The sequence below is a fragment of the Glycomyces mayteni genome, from assembly GCF_042428885.1.
GTDB lineage: Bacteria > Actinomycetota > Actinomycetes > Mycobacteriales > Micromonosporaceae > Glycomyces > Glycomyces mayteni.
Window position 1 is genome coordinate 1 of the sequence record NZ_JBHMBP010000005.1, and the last position, 15,856, is coordinate 15,856.

The 15,856-nt window shown below is 70.5% G+C and carries 14 protein-coding genes; 5 read left to right on the forward strand and 9 right to left on the reverse strand.

Annotation, left to right across the window (positions count from 1 at the left end; genetic code table 11):
- Positions 1–98: 98 nt before the first annotated feature.
- Positions 99–248 (reverse strand): hypothetical protein, encoded by a 150-nt coding sequence (locus ACFFXY_RS21645; RefSeq protein WP_382355592.1) that lies wholly within the window; start codon positions 246–248, stop codon positions 99–101.
- Between the two features lie 101 nt (positions 249–349).
- On the opposite strand from ACFFXY_RS21645, the gene ACFFXY_RS21650 reads away from it, so the two are divergent.
- Positions 350–874: a carboxymuconolactone decarboxylase family protein gene (locus tag ACFFXY_RS21650; protein WP_382355595.1), complete on the forward strand. Its 525-nt coding sequence runs from the start codon at positions 350–352 to the stop codon at positions 872–874.
- A gap of 125 nt (positions 875–999) precedes the next feature.
- The gene (locus tag ACFFXY_RS21655; RefSeq protein WP_382355598.1) at positions 1,000–2,445 is read left to right on the forward strand and encodes a sugar porter family MFS transporter; all 1,446 of its coding nucleotides are present in this window, start codon (positions 1,000–1,002) and stop codon (positions 2,443–2,445) included.
- Positions 2,446–2,516: 71 nt separating this feature from the next.
- Here ACFFXY_RS21655 and ACFFXY_RS21660 read toward each other — a convergent pair whose 3' ends face one another.
- The 7 genes from ACFFXY_RS21660 to ACFFXY_RS21690 form a co-directional block, all read right to left on the reverse strand.
- Positions 2,517–5,063, reverse strand: coding sequence for an ABC transporter permease (locus ACFFXY_RS21660; RefSeq protein WP_382355601.1), 2,547 nt, complete (start codon positions 5,061–5,063; stop codon positions 2,517–2,519).
- Positions 5,064–5,067: 4 nt separating this feature from the next.
- Positions 5,068–5,853 (reverse strand): ABC transporter ATP-binding protein, encoded by a 786-nt coding sequence (locus ACFFXY_RS21665; RefSeq protein ID WP_382356698.1) that lies wholly within the window; start codon positions 5,851–5,853, stop codon positions 5,068–5,070.
- Between the two features lie 214 nt (positions 5,854–6,067).
- Positions 6,068–8,605, reverse strand: a complete 2,538-nt coding sequence (locus ACFFXY_RS21670; protein ID WP_382355604.1) for an ABC transporter permease — start codon at positions 8,603–8,605, stop codon at positions 6,068–6,070.
- Positions 8,606–8,607: 2 nt separating this feature from the next.
- On the reverse strand, positions 8,608–9,384 hold the full coding sequence (locus tag ACFFXY_RS21675; protein ID WP_382355607.1) for an ABC transporter ATP-binding protein: 777 nt from the start codon (positions 9,382–9,384) through the stop codon (positions 8,608–8,610).
- Between the two features lie 284 nt (positions 9,385–9,668).
- On the reverse strand, positions 9,669–10,346 hold the full coding sequence (locus ACFFXY_RS21680; protein ID WP_359955083.1) for a response regulator: 678 nt from the start codon (positions 10,344–10,346) through the stop codon (positions 9,669–9,671).
- On the reverse strand, positions 10,343–11,578 hold the full coding sequence (locus tag ACFFXY_RS21685) for a sensor histidine kinase (protein ID WP_382355611.1): 1,236 nt from the start codon (positions 11,576–11,578) through the stop codon (positions 10,343–10,345). The genes ACFFXY_RS21680 and ACFFXY_RS21685 overlap by 4 nt, the downstream gene beginning before the upstream one ends.
- A 65-nt stretch (positions 11,579–11,643) precedes the next feature.
- Positions 11,644–12,474: a RecB family exonuclease gene (locus tag ACFFXY_RS21690; protein WP_382355614.1), complete on the reverse strand. Its 831-nt coding sequence runs from the start codon at positions 12,472–12,474 to the stop codon at positions 11,644–11,646.
- 77 nt (positions 12,475–12,551) lie between these two features.
- Between ACFFXY_RS21690 and ACFFXY_RS21695 the strand changes: the two genes are divergently transcribed.
- From ACFFXY_RS21695 to ACFFXY_RS21705, 3 genes are all read left to right on the forward strand, one after another.
- Complete coding sequence (locus tag ACFFXY_RS21695) at positions 12,552–13,295, forward strand: class I SAM-dependent methyltransferase (protein WP_382355617.1); 744 nt, start codon at positions 12,552–12,554, stop codon at positions 13,293–13,295.
- Between the two features lie 63 nt (positions 13,296–13,358).
- A complete protein-coding gene (locus ACFFXY_RS21700) occupies positions 13,359–14,462 on the forward strand; it encodes a M50 family metallopeptidase (RefSeq protein WP_382355620.1) in 1,104 nt (367 codons plus the stop codon).
- Positions 14,463–14,500: 38 nt separating this feature from the next.
- Positions 14,501–15,418: a tRNA (adenine-N1)-methyltransferase gene (locus ACFFXY_RS21705; protein ID WP_382355622.1), complete on the forward strand. Its 918-nt coding sequence runs from the start codon at positions 14,501–14,503 to the stop codon at positions 15,416–15,418.
- Between the two features lie 98 nt (positions 15,419–15,516).
- Here ACFFXY_RS21705 and ACFFXY_RS21710 read toward each other — a convergent pair whose 3' ends face one another.
- Entirely contained in the window at positions 15,517–15,804 is a 288-nt protein-coding gene (locus ACFFXY_RS21710) for a ferredoxin (RefSeq protein ID WP_382355624.1), read from the reverse strand.
- Positions 15,805–15,856: the final 52 nt, after the last annotated feature.

Sequence of the window (15,856 nt, forward strand, 5' to 3'; positions counted from 1 at the left end):
ATGGTACTGCACTCGAGAGGGTGTGGGAGAGCAGGACACCGCCAAACATGAACATACAGGGAAGGCCCCCACCACACGGTGGGGGCCTTTTCGCATGCCTACGAAGAAGTCGAGAGCGCGTCCCTGACTCTGGCTACTCCGACGCCGATCCCGAAGATCGCGCCGGTCACCAGGAATGTCAGTAGCGACACTGTCACGAGCGCGATCGCGATTCCGATAGCACCGACGACACTGAAGAATGTGCTCACGTGGCCTCCTCCGTTGCAGGCTCTGGGTGTTGCCCTACAGGTATTGTCCCACATCGATAAATCGATCATGGTGGGCATCACAAGTTAGATAGGTCACAGTAGTGGACTCTGGTTCAATCTCGCGTCTTCCCGTTACTCCGCTACCGTCCTCGGCGTCGCGGCGGCTGGCCGCGGTCGGGCGGGACCCGATCAATCTGCACCGGGCCCTCGCCCATGCGCCGGCGCTGCTGGCGCCGGTGCTGGACCTCATCCATGCGCTGCGGTTCGACGCGACGGTGTCGCGGTCGCTGCGGGAGCTGATGATCTGCCGGATCGGACAGCTGGAAGGGTCGGAGTACGAGCTCGCGCACCATCTTCCGATGGCGGAGGAGTCCGGATTGGACGCGGAGCAGGTCGCCTCGATCGCCGAGTGGCAGCGGGCCGGGTGCTTCAGCGAGCCGCAGCGGGCGGTGCTCGGGTACGCCGAGCACCTCGGGGCCGGGGCCGAGCGGGACGACGAGGCGCTCGACAAGTGCTTCGGGCCCGTGGAGCAGACGGAGCTGACCGTCACCGGTGCCACGTACATCGCTCTGGCGCGGATGCTGCGGGCCCTTGACGTGCGGATCGATGAGCCGCTGCTGCGCTGATCGGGGTTGATCCACTTCCGCCTGGGTAGATCTGTGGATTCCGGCAATTCGTGATCTTCAAGGCAATAGCGGCTTAGGATTCGGACACGTGTGGTATCGGTTCAAGTCGCCTACGGGAGTGAGTGATGACGACAGACAATGACGGTCTGCTGCGCGGCGAATCCGAGGTGGCGCCCACCGGGTCGGCGCTGTTCGTGTCGATCGCGGCCGCATTGGGCGGGTTCCTGTTCGGGTACGACACGGCCGTGATCAACGGGACCACCGGCGCCCTGGAGAAGCAGTGGGGGATCGGCTCGGTCGAGACCGGCATCGTGGTCTCCTCGGCGCTGCTCGGCTGCGCCGTCGGCGCGTGGTTCGCGGGCACACTGGCGAACAAGATCGGCCGGCCCAAGGTCATGATGATCGCGGCGGTCGTCTTCTTCATCACCTCGCTGGGCAGCGCGTTGGCGACGGGCCCGGTCGACCTCACGATCTGGCGTATCGTCGGCGGCTTCGCGATCGGTGCGGCGAGCGTCATCGCCCCCGCCTACATCGCGGAGATCTCGCCAGCGCACCTGCGCGGGCGGCTGGGTTCGTTGCAGCAGTTCGCGATCGTGCTCGGCATCTTCGGCGCCCTGATCGTCAACTACGGCATCCAGGCCTCGGCGGGCGGCGCGAGCGGCGAGGTGCCGTGGGGCGGCACCGCGTGGCGGTGGATGTTCGCCGCGGCCGCGATCCCGGCGTTCGTGTACTTCATGTTCTCGCTGAACATCCCCGAGTCGCCGCGCTACCTGGTGGCGAAGCAGCAGCTCGACAAGGCGCGCAAGGTCCTGCTGAAGTACGTAGGCGGGAACGTCGACCACAAGATCATCGAGATCCAGGGGACGCTTGACAGCGACCACCCGCCGCGCATCTCCGACGTGCGGGGCTCGCGCCTCGGCCTCATGCCGATCGTGTGGGTGGGCATCCTGCTGTCGATGTTCCAGCAGTTCGTGGGCATCAACGTCATCTTCTACTACTCGACGTCGCTGTGGCAGTCCGTCGGGTTCAGCGAGAGCGACGCGTTCTTGACCTCGGTCATCAACTCCGTCGTGAACATCGCCGGTACGATCCTCGCGATCTACCTCGTCGACCGGATCGGCCGCAAGAAGCTGCTGCTCATGGGTTCCGCGCTCATGTTCATCGCACTCGGCACGATGGCCGTCATCTTCGCGTCGTCCCCCGTGGACGCCGACAACAACCCGGTCCTCAGCGACGCGGCTGGCGTCACCGCGCTCATCGCGGCGAACGTGTTCGTGTTCGGGTTCGCGTTCACCTGGGGCCCGGTCGTGTGGGTGCTGCTCGGGGAGATGTTCCCCAACCGCATCCGCGCCTCCGCGCTCGGCGTGGCCGCCGCCGCGCAGTGGATCTCCAACTGGCTCATCACCGTCACGTTCCCGGAGCTGGCCCAGACCGGCCTGTTCCTGGCGTACGGCCTGTACGCGCTGTTCGCGCTGATCTCCTTCATCTTCGTGTGGAAGATGGTCCGCGAGACGAAGGGCATCGAGCTGGAGGACATGGAGGACCTGGAGCGCCACGGTCTCCCGACCTGACCGAAGCAAGAGTGAAGCGGGGCGTCCGAAAGGGCGCCCCGCTTCTGTTTCCCCCGCTGCTGAGGGAAGTCCTACTCGTAGGAGATCGCGCCGAGGATGTCGACCTTGGAGGCCCGCACCGCCGGGGCGATGGCCGCGAGGAGTCCGACGAGGACGGCCGCGGCGAGGTAGGCGGCGATGAGCGCGGTCGGGACCGCGAAGGACTCGACGCCGCTGGAGACGAGCGCCTGCTGGACGACCCAGCCGAGGAGCAGGCCCGTGCCGATGCCCAGGAGCGCGCCGAACAGGGCGATCGTGACGCTCTCGACGGTGACCATGCGGGTGGTCTGCCCGCGGGTCATGCCGATCGCGCGGAGCATCCCGAGCTCCCTGGTGCGTTCGAGGACCGACAGGACCAGCGTGTTGATCACCCCGATGACCGCGACGACCATCGCCAGCGCCAGGAGCAGCTGGATCGCGATGATGGCGTAGTCGAAGAACACCGTGACCTGCGCGAGGTACTCCTCGTGGTTCTGGACGCTGACCGCCGGCTCGTCGGCGAGGACGTGCTCCACGCCGGAGGCGACCTCCTCGACGTCGGCGCCGTCGGCCACGTCGACCAGGGCCGTCGTGGGCTTGGGCGTGTAGAACTCGGCGGTGTAGGCCGGGTCGACGTACCAGCCGTCGGTGTCCTCGTTGTCGGCGAGGATGCCCACGATGGTGAACTCGCGGGCTTCGGTGCCGCGGCTGAACGTCATCGAGACGGTGTCGCCGATGCCGACGCCGAGCTGGTTCGCGGACCACTCGTTGACGGCCGTCTCGCCCTCCTCCAGGCCCGCGAGGGAGCCTTCGAGGACCTCGCCGCCGAACAGGTCGAGGCCGCCTTCGAGATCGGTGGTGGCGTTGACGTACTGCTCGGTGCCGTCGATCTGCGAGATGTCGTAGTACAGCTCGACGGCGGCCGCGACGCCGTCGACGGCGCGGATTTCGTCCATGACGGCCGGGTCGAACGTGGCGGGGACGGACGAGGTGACGGGCCCGGTGATGAACAGCTCGGCCTTGATCGTGGACTCGAACCGTTCGGCGAGGCTCTCCTTGACGCTGGTGAGGAGCGTCGCGGTGGCGGTCACGAGGGTCACGCCGATCATGAGCGCGGCCGCGGTGACGGCGGTGCGGCGCGGGTTGCGGGAGGCGTTGAGGCGCCCGAGGCGTCCGGCGAAGGACCAGGCCCAGACGGCGCCCAGGAGCGCGACGACGGGCTTCGACAGCCATGCCGTCAGGAGCGCGACGCCGACGAACACGACCCCGGCGCCGACGGCGGCGGCCATGAGGTTGGTCCGGTCGCCGTCGAAGGTCTCGGTGAGCCCCAGGACGATCCCGGCGGCGCCGATGAGGGTGACCACGAGGCCGGTGACGGTGACGCCGGTGATCGGCCGGTCGGCTTTGACCGCTTCGCGCATGGCCTCGACGGGCGGGGTCTTGGAGGCCCGCACGGCCGGGACGAGCGCGGAGAGGACGGTGACGCCGAGGCCGACGGCGACGGCCGCGACCGGGGCGGTCCAGGGGATCGCGACGCTGGTGGACGCGGTGTCGAGGAAGCCGTTGGCGACCACTGAGGTGAGGCCCGCGCCTGCGGCGACGCCGATGCCGGCGCCGACGATCGCGGCGGCCGTCCCGAGCAGGCCCGCTTCGGCGATGACGGAGCGGACGATCTGGCCGCGGCCCGCGCCGATGGCGCGCATCATTGCGATCTCCTTGAGGCGGCCCGCGATCACGATGGAGAAGGTGTTCGCGATGAGGAACACCGACACGAACACGGCGATGAGGCCGAAGCCGAGCAGGAAGTAGCCGATGAGACCGGTGACCTCGGCGCTCTCGGCGTTCAGGTCGTCCACGTACGCCTGGCGGCTGATGGCCTCGGACTCGGCGCCGACGGCCGGTTCGAGGGCCTTGAGCAGGGCATTGGCGTCCACGCCGTCGGCCGCGGTCACGGCGACGGCCGTGTAGACGTCCTCGCCGCCGAAGACCAGGCGCTGGGCCTCGGCCGTGGTGAACGCGAGTTCCGTTGCGCCCGAGAGGGAGTCGCGGCCACCGGAGTAGCCGTAGACGCCGACGATCTCGTACGGGGTCTCGTCGGTGGACAGGGAGTACGCGGTGACGGTGTCGCCGAGGCCGAGCCCCGAGTCGGCGACGAACTGGGCGGACACGGCGGTCTCGCCGTCGGCCTCGGGGGCGCGGCCCTCGCGCATCTCGCGCTCGACGGACTCGTCGCCCCAGTTGACGGCCATGGTCGGCGCGAAGCCGCCGACGATCTTGCCGTCGTCGCCGAGGGCGTTGACCATCCACGTGACGGTGGTGGAGACGTCGGCGACGTCGCCGTTGGCCTCGATCGCGGCGAGGGTCTCGGCGGAGACGCCGTCGCGGACGAGCCGGTCGCCGCGGTTCTCGGGCTCGACGGGCTGCACGAGCACGTCTGCGCCGGTGTAGGCGTCGCCGCTGAGGTCGTCCACCGTGGCGCGGATGGACGCGGTGAGGACCAGCGCGGCGGCGATGAACGCCGCGCCGAGGACGACGGCGAGGCTGGTGAGGATCAGGCGGGCCTTGCGGGCCGCCATGCCCTTCAGGGTTGCGCGGAGCATGTGCTTAGCGGGCCTCTCCGGCGAGCGGGACGCGGTTCTCGAAGCCGCGCATGGTGTCGATGACGGCGTCGGCGGTCGGCCGATGGAGGTCCTCCACGATCTGGCCATCCGCGAGGAACACGACGCGGTCGGCGTGCGCGGCGGCGCTCGGGTCGTGGGTGACCATGACGATGGTCTGCCCGAAGTCGTCCACGGACCGGCGCAGGAACCGCAGGACCTCGCCGCTGGAGCGGGTGTCGAGGTTCCCGGTCGGCTCGTCGGCGAAGACCACCTCGGGGCGGGTCGCGAGGGCGCGGGCGCAGGCGACGCGCTGCTGCTGGCCGCCGGAGAGCTCGGTGGGCTTGTGGGTGAGGCGGTCGGTGAGGTCGAGGGTCCGGATGATGCGGGCGATCCACTCCGGGTCGGCCTTGGCGCCGGCGATCGAGGCGGGCAGGAGGATGTTCTCCTCGGCCGTCAGGGTCGGGAGCAGGTTGAACTGCTGGAAGATGAAGCCGATCTTGTCGCGGCGGAGCCTGGTGAGCGCCTTGTCGTTCAGGCCCGTGATCGCGGTCTCACCGATGTGGACGGTGCCGCGGTCGGTGGTGTCGAGGCCCGCGAGGCAGTGCATGAGCGTGGACTTGCCCGAGCCCGACGGGCCCATGATGGCGGTGAACGCGCCGGAGGCGAACTGGACCGAGACGTCGCGCAGGGCCACGACCTGGGCCTCGCCGGAGCCGTAGGCGCGCCACAGATTGCTCGCGGTGACGGCGGACCTGGTCCTGGTGAGCTGCGGGGCGGGGGGATTCGCGATTGGCACGGGAGCGCCTTTCTGATCGGGTGACTGTCCTTTCCAGGCTATGGAGGCGCGCGGAATCCCGCTTCGGCCCGCGGGCCAGAGCTGTGCTCCTCCGCAGGTCGGAGCGGCGGGCGCGGCCTCCGTCTTTCGGCCGAGGCGCCCCAGGGGAAACGGGAGGGGCGGCGCCATCCGGCGCCGCCCCTCTCCTGGTTTCCTTTGGGATGAAGTCTTACTCGTACGCGATGGCGTTGAGCACGTTCAGCTTCGCCGCGCGGGCGGCCGGGGCGATCGCGGCGAGCAGGCCCACCGCGACGGCCGCGACGAGGTACGCGACGATGAGGTCCCACGGGAGCGCGAAGCTCGTCAGGCCCTCCTCTTCGAGCGCCTGCTGGACCGTCCAGCCCAGGCCGATGCCGACGGCGATGCCCAGCACCGCGCCGAACAGGCAGATGATGACCGACTCGACGGTGATCATGCGCCTCGCCTGGCCGCGGGTCATGCCGATCGCGCGCAGGAGCCCCAGCTCCCTGGTGCGTTCGAGGACCGACAGGACCAGGGTGTTCACCACGCCGATGATCGCGATGATGATCGCCAGCGCGAGCAGGATCTGCACGGAGTTGAGCAGGACGTCGAGCTGCGAGGTCTGCTGCTCCACGAAGTCGGCGTTGTTGGTGACGCTCACTTCCGGCTCGTCGGCGAGGATGTCGTCCACGTCGTCCTGGACGGCGTCGATGTCGGCGCCGTCGGCGACCTGGATGTACGCCTGCATCGGCTTGGGCACGGTGAAGTGCTCGATCTGCGCGGGCGCGACCCACCAGCCGTCGGTGAGCAGGTCGTCTTCGAGGATCGCGGTCACCTTGAGCTGCACGGCGGTGCCGTCGGCGAAGGTCACCGGGACGGTGTCGCCGAGTCCCACGCCCTGGTCTTCGGCGGCGGACTCGTTGACGACGAGGCCGTCGTCGGGGAGGTCCGCGACCGAGCCCTCGGCGACGGTCCCGGAGAAGATCTCCAGGCTCGTGGCGAGGTCCTCGCTGGCGAGGAGGGCGGCCTGGTCGCCGTCGACCTGGGCGCCGAAGAACTCGCCGTAGACGTCGCCGACGGCGGACACGTCCGGGAGCGCCTTGATCTCCGCGAGCGTCTCGGGCGCGAACGTGGGGATGTTGGCCCCCTGCTGGCCCATGACGATCAGATCGGAGTCGAGGTTCTGCTCGGTCAGCTCCGCGGTCGTCTCCTTGAAACTGGAGACGATCGTGGCGATGCCGGTGACCAGCGCGACGGCGATCATGAGCGCCGAGGCGGTGATCGCGGTGCGGCGCGGGTTGCGCCCGGCGTTGAGCTTGCCGAGGCGGCCCGAGAACGACCACGACATGACCGCGCCGAGGAGTGCCACGAGCGGGCGCGACAGGATCGGCGTCAGCAGCGTGATGCCGACGAACGCGATGCCCACGCCGGTGAGGAACCCGGGCAGGCCCAGGTCGCCGAGGTTGTCGGTGAGCCCGAGCGCGACCAGGACGCCGCCGACGAGGGTGACCGCCAGGCCCGCGATGGTGATGCCGCGCAGCGGCTTCGGCGGGTTGACCGCCTCGCGCATGGCGGCGACCGGCGGGACGCCGGAGGCCTTGACGGCGGGGATGATCGCGGACAGGACGGTGACGCCGATGCCGACCGCGAGCGCCCACAGGGACGTCGCGGGGACCTGGAGCGCCACCGGCAGGCCGCCCATCGCCGAGGAGCTGACGAGCTGGGACAGGCCCCAGCCGAGCAGCACGCCGAGGCCGAGGCCGGCGATGGAGGCGATGACGCCGATGACGGCGGCTTCGGCGAGGACCGAGCCGACGACCTGGTTGCGTGCGGCGCCGATGGCCCGCAGGAGTGCGAGTTCGCGCTGGCGCTGGGCCACGATGATCGTGAAGGTGTTGATGATGAGGAACACCGATACGAACACGGCGACGAGGCCGAAGCCGAGGAAGATGTAGCCCATGATGTCGGCGACGGCCGCGAAGCCCTCGGCGGCCTCGTCGGAGGCCTCCTCGCCGGTCTGGACGCGGTAGTCGGCGCCGATCGCGTCGGCGATGTCGCCGGTGGAGGCGTCGCCGTCGACGTAGATCGTCATGTAGGCGTTCTCGCCCTGGGTGAGCAGGCGCTGGGCCTCGGCGGTGGTGAAGCCCATCTGGGTCTCGCCCGCGAGGGAGTCGCGGCCGCCGGGGAGGCCGAAGACGCCGACGATCTCGTAGTCGGCGCGGTCGGCCGAGTAGGAGTAGGCGGTGACGGTGTCGCCGACGGAGAGCCCGGCGTCGGCCACGAACTGGGCGGAGACGATGACCTCGCCGTCGGCCTGGGGGCCGCGGCCGTCGCGGATCTCGTTGTAGCCGTCGCCTTCGGCGCCGTCGTCGTTCCAGTTGAAGCCGATGGTCGGGGCGAAGGCGCCGACGAGCTTCCCGTTGTCGCCGATGGCGTTGACCTGGCCGGAGACGTCGCCGTCGGCCGAGTCGACGCCGTCGACGCCGCGCACGGTGTCGAGGACGTCGGCGGGGATGAGGGTCGCCGAGGGGGTGTTGCCCTGGGCGGCGGCGGGGTCCTCCGCGGAGGTGACGACCGCGTCGACGCCGGTGAAGGCGTCGGCGATGACCCCGGAGACGGACTTCTCCATGGTCGCGGTGAGGACCATCGCCGCGGCCACGAACATGGTGCCGAGGACGACGGCGAGGCTGGTGAGGACCAGGCGGGCCTTGCGGCTCGCCATGCCCTTGAGGGTGGCGCGGAGCATGGTCAGGCGGTCGCTTCCTGGGCGGCGGCGACGAGTTCCTCGAAGTGCTTCATCTTGTCGATGACCTTGTCGGCGGTCGGGTCGGCCATGTCCTCGACGATCTGGCCGTCCGCGAGGAAGACCACGCGGTCGGCGTAGGCGGCGGCGCCGGGGTCGTGGGTGACCATGACGATGGTCTGCCCGAAGTCGTCGACGCTGGTGCGCAGGAACCGCAGGACCTCCGCGCCGGAGCGGGTGTCGAGGTTCCCGGTGGGCTCGTCGGCGAACACGACCTCGGGCCGCGAGGCCAGCGCGCGGGCGCAGGCGACGCGCTGCTGCTGGCCGCCCGACAGCTCGGTGGGCTTGTGCGAGAGGCGGTCGGTGAGGTCGAGGGTGTGGATGATCCGCTTGATCCAGTCGGGGTCGGCCTTGGCGCCCGCGATGGCGGCGGGGAGCGTGATGTTCTCCTCCGCGGTGAGCGTGGGCAGCAGGTTGAACTGCTGGAAGATGAAGCCGATCTTGTCGCGGCGGAGCTTCGTGAGGGCCTTGTCGCTGAGGCCGGTGACGGGGGTGTCGCCGATGTGGACGGTGCCGCGGTCGGTGGTGTCGAGTCCGGCGAGGCAGTGCATGAGGGTGGACTTGCCGGACCCGGAGGGGCCCATGATGGCGGTGAACGCGCCGGAGGCGAACTGCACGGAGACGTCGCGGAGGGCGACGACCTGGGCTTCGCCCGTGCCGTAGGCCTTCCAGACGCCTTCGGCCGATACGGCGGTGGTCTTGACGGGGGATGCGGTGGACACGACGCTCTCGCTTTCGGGTGAAGAAGTCGGGTTCCGAGGGATTCGGTGTGCTGGTTTCCTTCGCTCCGCGGGGCGCCGCCCCGGGAAGCCGTGGTGTTCGTGATGCGAACCGGTGACGTCGAAGCGCCGGTTTGTGACATCATACATGATGTCACTCGGCATCGCGGTCCCGTGATCACCTTCGACGATAGGCGGCCCCGGGACCGCCCGCATCCGCTTCGAGAACGGTCTTCGCCTACGCCCGCAGGCGGAGAGGGCGGCACCGGGGGAGGAGGCGGACCAGGTCAGTCGCCCGTGCCGGGCTTGACGAGGCCGGTCTCGTAGGCGAGGACCACGGCCTGGACGCGGTCGCGGACGCCGAGCTTGGTGAGCAGGTGGCCGACGTGCGTCTTGACGGTGGTCTCGCCGACGGTGAGGGAGTCGGCGATCTCGGCGTTGGTGAGGCCCTTCGCCAGGAGCATGAGGACCTCCTTCTCGCGGGCGGTGAGCGAGCCGAGGATCTTGGGGGAGCGGTCGTCGTCGGCGCCGCGGTGCTGCGCGAAGCGCCCCAGCAGCGTCGAGAGGATGTGCGGGGCGACGACGGCGCCGCCGCGGTGGACGGTGCGGATGGCCTCGACCAGGTCGGCGGCGGGCGCGTCCTTGGTGAGGAACCCGGCGGCCCCGGCGCGCAGCGCGCCCACGACGTACTCGTCGAGGTCGAACGTGGTGAGCACCAGGACCCGCGTCGCCAGGTTCGCCTGCACGATGTCGGCGGTCGCGGCGACGCCGTCGCGGCGGGGCATGCGGATGTCCATGAGGACCACGTCCGGCACCAGCCTGCGGGTGAGCTCGAACGCCTCGACGCCGTCGCCGGCCTCCCCGACGATGTCGATGTCGGTCTCGGCGCCGAGCACCATCTTGAAGCCGGCGCGCAGCAGTTGCTGGTCGTCGGCCAGGAGGAGGCGGATCGGCCGGTCGCTCATGTGGTCACTCCCTGGAGGTGGGCGTTCTTGGGGAAGCGGGCCTCGACGAGGTACCCGCCGCCGGGCCTGGGCCCGACCTCAAGCGTGCCGCCGTACAGCGTGGCGCGCTCGCGCATCCCGATCAGGCCGTGGCCGCCGGAGAACCCGGAGGCGGCGGGCGCCCCGGTCCCGGAGTCGCCCACGGAGATCCGGAACTCCTGGTCGCCGTAGTCGACGACGACGCCGGCCCTGGCGTGCGGCCCGGCGTGCTTGATCGTGTTCGTCAGGGCCTCCTGCGCGATCCGGTAGACCGCCAGGCTCACGCCCGTCGGCAGCGGGTACTCCTCGCCGCGGACGGTGTAGCGCACCGGCAGGCCGGCGTCCTTGGTCTGCGCCACCAGCGCCCGCAGCGAGTCCACTGTAGGCTGCGGTTCGAGGTCGGCGGGGTCGCTCTCCTCATGGCCGTTGCGCAGGACGGTGAGGATGTCGCGCATCTCGCGCAGCGCGGTGCGCGCGGTCTGGTTCACCGTCGTCAGCGCCTCCTCGGCCGCGTCGGGGTCGGTGCGCAGGACCCGCTTGGCGCCCTCCGACATCACGCCGATGACCGAGATGTGGTGCGCGACGACGTCGTGCAGCTCGCGGGCGATGCGCCGCTGCTCGTCGGCGACGGCCTGGGCCGCGAGGGCCTCCTGCCGCTCCTCGGCGAACCGGGCCCGGTCCGACAGCTCCTCGACCTTCTCGCGCCGGTTGCGCACGACCCACCCGATCCAGAACACCGTCGCGGCCATGACCAGGTTGACCATGACGAGGATGGACGCGGTGACGTGGTCGATCTCGGCGCCCACGCCCGTGTAGATGACCGCCGCCACCGGGAGCCAGATCGCGGCCGACGCGAGCAGGGCCGTCTTCGCGGGCCGCCAGGCGGCCGCGGTGTACGTGAGCACGAAGAACCCGATGCCGCTGTCGGCGCCCATGACCTGCACGGGCTCCCAGAACACCGCGGCGACCATGACGGCGATGCCGAGGGCCACGCCGGTCCACAGGGCCCGGCGCCGCAGCGCGATGACCGTGAACGGCGCCAGGATGAGCAGCGACCGCGGCCATTCGAGCTCGAACTCGGGGGAGAGCTGCGCCGTCGCGGCGAAGAACCCCGTGTAACCGAGCCCGAGGACCGCCGCGAGCAGGCAGTCGGCCACGAAGGGCCGCTCGTGGAGCCAGTAGCGGAAGCGGTGGAAGGCGGAGGCGGCGTGCACGCTCTATACCGTATCCCCCGGTCACTCCCGTTTCATCGAACGTGGGAATGATTCGCGGGTCCGCCTCAGGGAGGAGGCATCTCCAGTCCTGGAAGGACGGTGGTCAGCGGGTACGCCGGGGGCTCCCCGCCGAACTCCGGGCACAGCTTCTGGTGCGCGCACCAGCCGCACAGCTTCGACTTCTGCGGCCGGAACAGGCCCGTGGCGATCGCCTCCCGCATCGAGGCCCACAGGGCCTTCAGGGTGCGCTCGAACTGCTCCAGCTCCCGCTCGGTCGGCGAGTAGTCGAGCATCTGGCCGTCGCCGAGGTACATCAGCCGCAGCAGCGTCGGCACCTTCCCGCGGGTGCGCCACCACACCAGCGCGTAGAACTTCATCTGGAACAGCGCCTTGTCGGCGAACCGGTCCGGCGGGCGCTTCCCCGTCTTGTAGTCCACCAGGCGCACCAGCCCCGCCGGGTTCACGTCGGCCCGGTCGATGAACCCCTTGAGCTGCGTGCCGTCGTCGAGCGTGGTCGTCACCAGGCACTCCGTGCGGTGCGGCTGGAGGCGCTGGGGGTCCTCCATCGCGAAGTACGTCTCGACCAGGCCCCGCACGCCGCGCAGCCAGTCCGTCTCGTCGCCGAGGTCGTCGAACAGCTCCGAGTACTCCTGGGACGCGTTCAGCCGCGTCCACTCCGGCTCGATGAGCGCCAGCGCCTCCTGAGGGGTGCGCCGGCCCGCCTCCAGCTCGTAGAGGCGCTCCAGCACCGCGTGCACGAGCGTGCCCTGCACCTGCGCCCGCGAGGACGGCTCGGGGAGGCGGTCCACCGCCCGGAACCGGTACAGCAGCGGGCACTGCTTGAAATCCCCGGCGCGCGAAGGGGACAGCTGGGTCGGTCGGGTGGCGTTCGACATCCCTTGAGCATAGGTCGGGGGGCCGACACGCCTTCAGCCCGCTGGACTTTTTAACATAACGCACGTACGGTTTAGGTATGACGAACCAGCAGCAAGCGCGGTCCTTCGGCCAGGCCGCCGACCTCTACGACGCCGCCCGCCCCCAGTACCCCGCCGAGGCCCTCGCCTGGCTCGCCGGGGACGCCCCCGCCGACGTCCTCGACGTCGGCGCCGGGACCGGGCTCCTCACCCGCGGCCTCATCGCCCTCGGCCACCGCGTCACCGCCGTCGACCCCGACGAGCAGATGCTCGCCAAGCTCACCGCCGCCACCACCGGGCTCGTCGCCGCCCACACCGGCGCCGCCGAGGCCCTCCCGCTCCCCGACGACAGCGCCGACGTCGTCACCGCCGGGCAGGCCTTCCACTGGTTCGACCGCCCCAAGGCCCTCCCCGAACTGCGCCGCGTCCTGCGCCCCGAAGGCGTCCTCGCCCCGATCTGGAACCTCCGCGACGAGTCCATCGACTGGGTCGAGCGCCTCACCGAGATCGTCGGCTCCTCCAAAGGCGAGCAGATGGCCACCCGCGCCGCCGAGCCCGGCTACTTCGGCCCCGACTTCGGCGAGCCCGAAGTGCGCGTCTTCCGCCACGAGAAGCCCCTCGACCGCGACGCCCTCGTGCGGCTCGTCCAGTCGCGCTCCTACTACCTCACCGCCGACGACGCCCGGCGGCGCGAGCTCGTCGCGGCCGTCGAGGACCTCGCCGCCACCCACCCCGACCTCGCCGGACGCGAGACCTTCGCGATGCCCTACCGGACCCACGCCTTCCGCGTCAGGCCCGCCTGAGCGCACCGCCGTCCGCCCAACCGCGCCCGGACCCCACGGTTCGGGCGCGTAGCATTGCCGCCGATGTCGACCAACGTCCTGGCCTTCCGCCGCTCCGGTTTCACGCTCGTCCGCGTCAAGGGCATCCCCGTCACGCTCGGGTACACCTGGCTGATCCTCGCCGCGATGGTCGTCGCCGTGTACGCGCCGATCGTCCAGCGCTCGGTCCCCGGCATCGGCGCGGGCGCCTCGCTCGCCGTCGCGGCCCTGTTCGCGCTGACCCTGCTCCTGTCGGTGTTCCTGCACGAGCTCGGGCACGCCCTGGTGAGCCTGCGCGCCGGGATCGGCGTGCGCCAGATCAACCTCGACGCCCTCGGCGGCTTCACCGAGATGGACCGCGAGGCCCCCAGGCCCGCGACGGCCGCCGCCATCGCGCTGGCGGGCCCGGCGGTCTCCCTGCTGCTCGGCCTCGTCGGGCTCGGGGGCGTCGCCGTCATCGACGTGGGGACGCTCGGCTGGCAGCTCAGCTTCCAGGTGTGCGTCGCCAACCTCCTCGTCGCCGCCTACAACCTGCTCCCGGGCCTGCCCCTGGACGGCGGCAAGGCCCTCCAGGCGGGCATCTGGGCCGCCACCGGCGACCGGTGGAGCGGCTACCGGGTCGCCGGGTGGGCCGGGCGCGTCGTCGCCGTCGGCACCGTCGGCGCGGGCCTGTGGCTGTTCTCCAACCGCATGTTCTCCTGGATCGGCCTGATCCTGCTGCTCATGGTCGCGTTCGAGCTGTGGCGCGGCGCGACCGGCGCGATCCGCGCCGCCCGCATGGGCCCGCGCGTCAAGGCCCTCGACGCGTCCCTGCTGGCCCGCCCGGTCGTCGTCGTGAGCGCCTCGGCGACCCTCGGCGAGGCGCTGGCCGCGGCGGGGGACAAGGAGGTCGTGGCCGTGGACGGGCGTCCGGTGGGCGTGCTCGACCGCGCCAGCGCCGAGGCCGTCCCGCCCGACCAGGTCGCCGCGATGCCCCTGGACGGGCTCCTGCGCTCGGCGCGGCAGATCCCCGGGCTCGGCGCGGACCTGACCGGCCAGGCGCTGGTGGACGCGATCGGCAAGAGCGGCGCGGACCGGTTCTTCGTGGTCGATGAGGGGCGCCTGACAGGGCTGCTCTACACCGCCGACGTGGTCAAAGCCCTCCGTTAAGATGCTTCGGACCTGAACCGAAGGAGACACGAGGCAAAGTGGCATCTGACCTGCTGGCGCCGGGCGACCGCGTCCAACTGACCGACGCGAAGAACCGGAAGGCCACGATCACCCTCGCCGAGGGCGGCGCCTTCCACACCCACCGGGGCAGGCTGTTCCACGACGACCTCATCGGCAGGCCCGACGGCGTCACCGTCACCACCGAGGGCGGCACCGCCTACCTGGCGCTGCGCCCGCTGCTGCCGGACTACGGCCTGTCGATGCGCCGCGGCGCCCAGGTCATCTACCCCAAGGACATCGCGCAGATCCTCACGTTCGGCGACATCTACCCGGGCGCGCGCGTGGTCGAGGCCGGCGCGGGCTCCGGGGCGCTCACGAACTGGCTGCTGCGGGCCGTGGGCCCGACCGGGCGGGTGTTCTCGTGGGAGCTGCGCGAGGACTTCGCGAAGATCGCGCAGGAGAACGTCGCGGGCTACTACGGCGAGCTGCCCGAGCAGTGGACGCTGACGGTGGGGGACGTGGCCGGGGCCGAGCTCGACGAGCCGGTCGACCGGGTCGTGCTCGACATGCTCTCCCCGTGGGAGGTTCTGGACACTGTAGAGCGAATCCTGCGGCCCGGCGGTGTCTTCATCGGATACGTCGCGACGACCACGCAGATGTCGGAACTGGTCGAGGCCCTGCGCGAGCGCAAGACCTTCACCGAGCCCGAGGCGTGGGAGTCGATGATCCGCGGCTGGCACCTGGAGGGCCTGGCGGTCCGCCCGGACCACCGGATGATCGCCCACACCGCGTTCCTCATCACCGCGCGCAAACTCGCGCCCGGGACGGTCGCCCCGGCGCGGAAGCTGAAGCCCTCGAAGGGCCAGCAGGCGCTGCGGGAGCGGAACGCGCGGATCGCCGCGGAGGCCGGGGCGCAGGGCGACGCGGACGCCGCCGAAGAGGTCACGGAATCGTAACAATCCGCGATTTTCGAGAGTCGGATTCACGACTTCCCAAGTGCTGAAACAAGATAGCGCGGCTCCGCATTCGCGGGGCCGCGCTTGCGTCGCCGGTCCTAGTCGTCCGCGCCGGGTCCGGCGACGGGCTCCTTGCTCGCGCGGTCGCGGACGTAGATGCACTCGCCGGGGCAGTCGTGAGCGGCGTTCACAATGTCCAGTCGCAGCCGCTCGGGCACGCTGACTTGCGAACCCGCCGTAGTCAACAGCTCGCCCTGAGTATCCTTCACGTACGCGAGACCGTCGATGTCGAACTCGAACACGTCGGGGGCGTACTGCACGCAGAGCCCGTCCCCGGTGCACGCGTCCTGGTCGATCGAGACTTCGAGTTCACGTTCCACAGCCATGGCCCCCACATTAAATCGCATCGAGAATGTAGCGCAATGTCGGTGGCGAGCC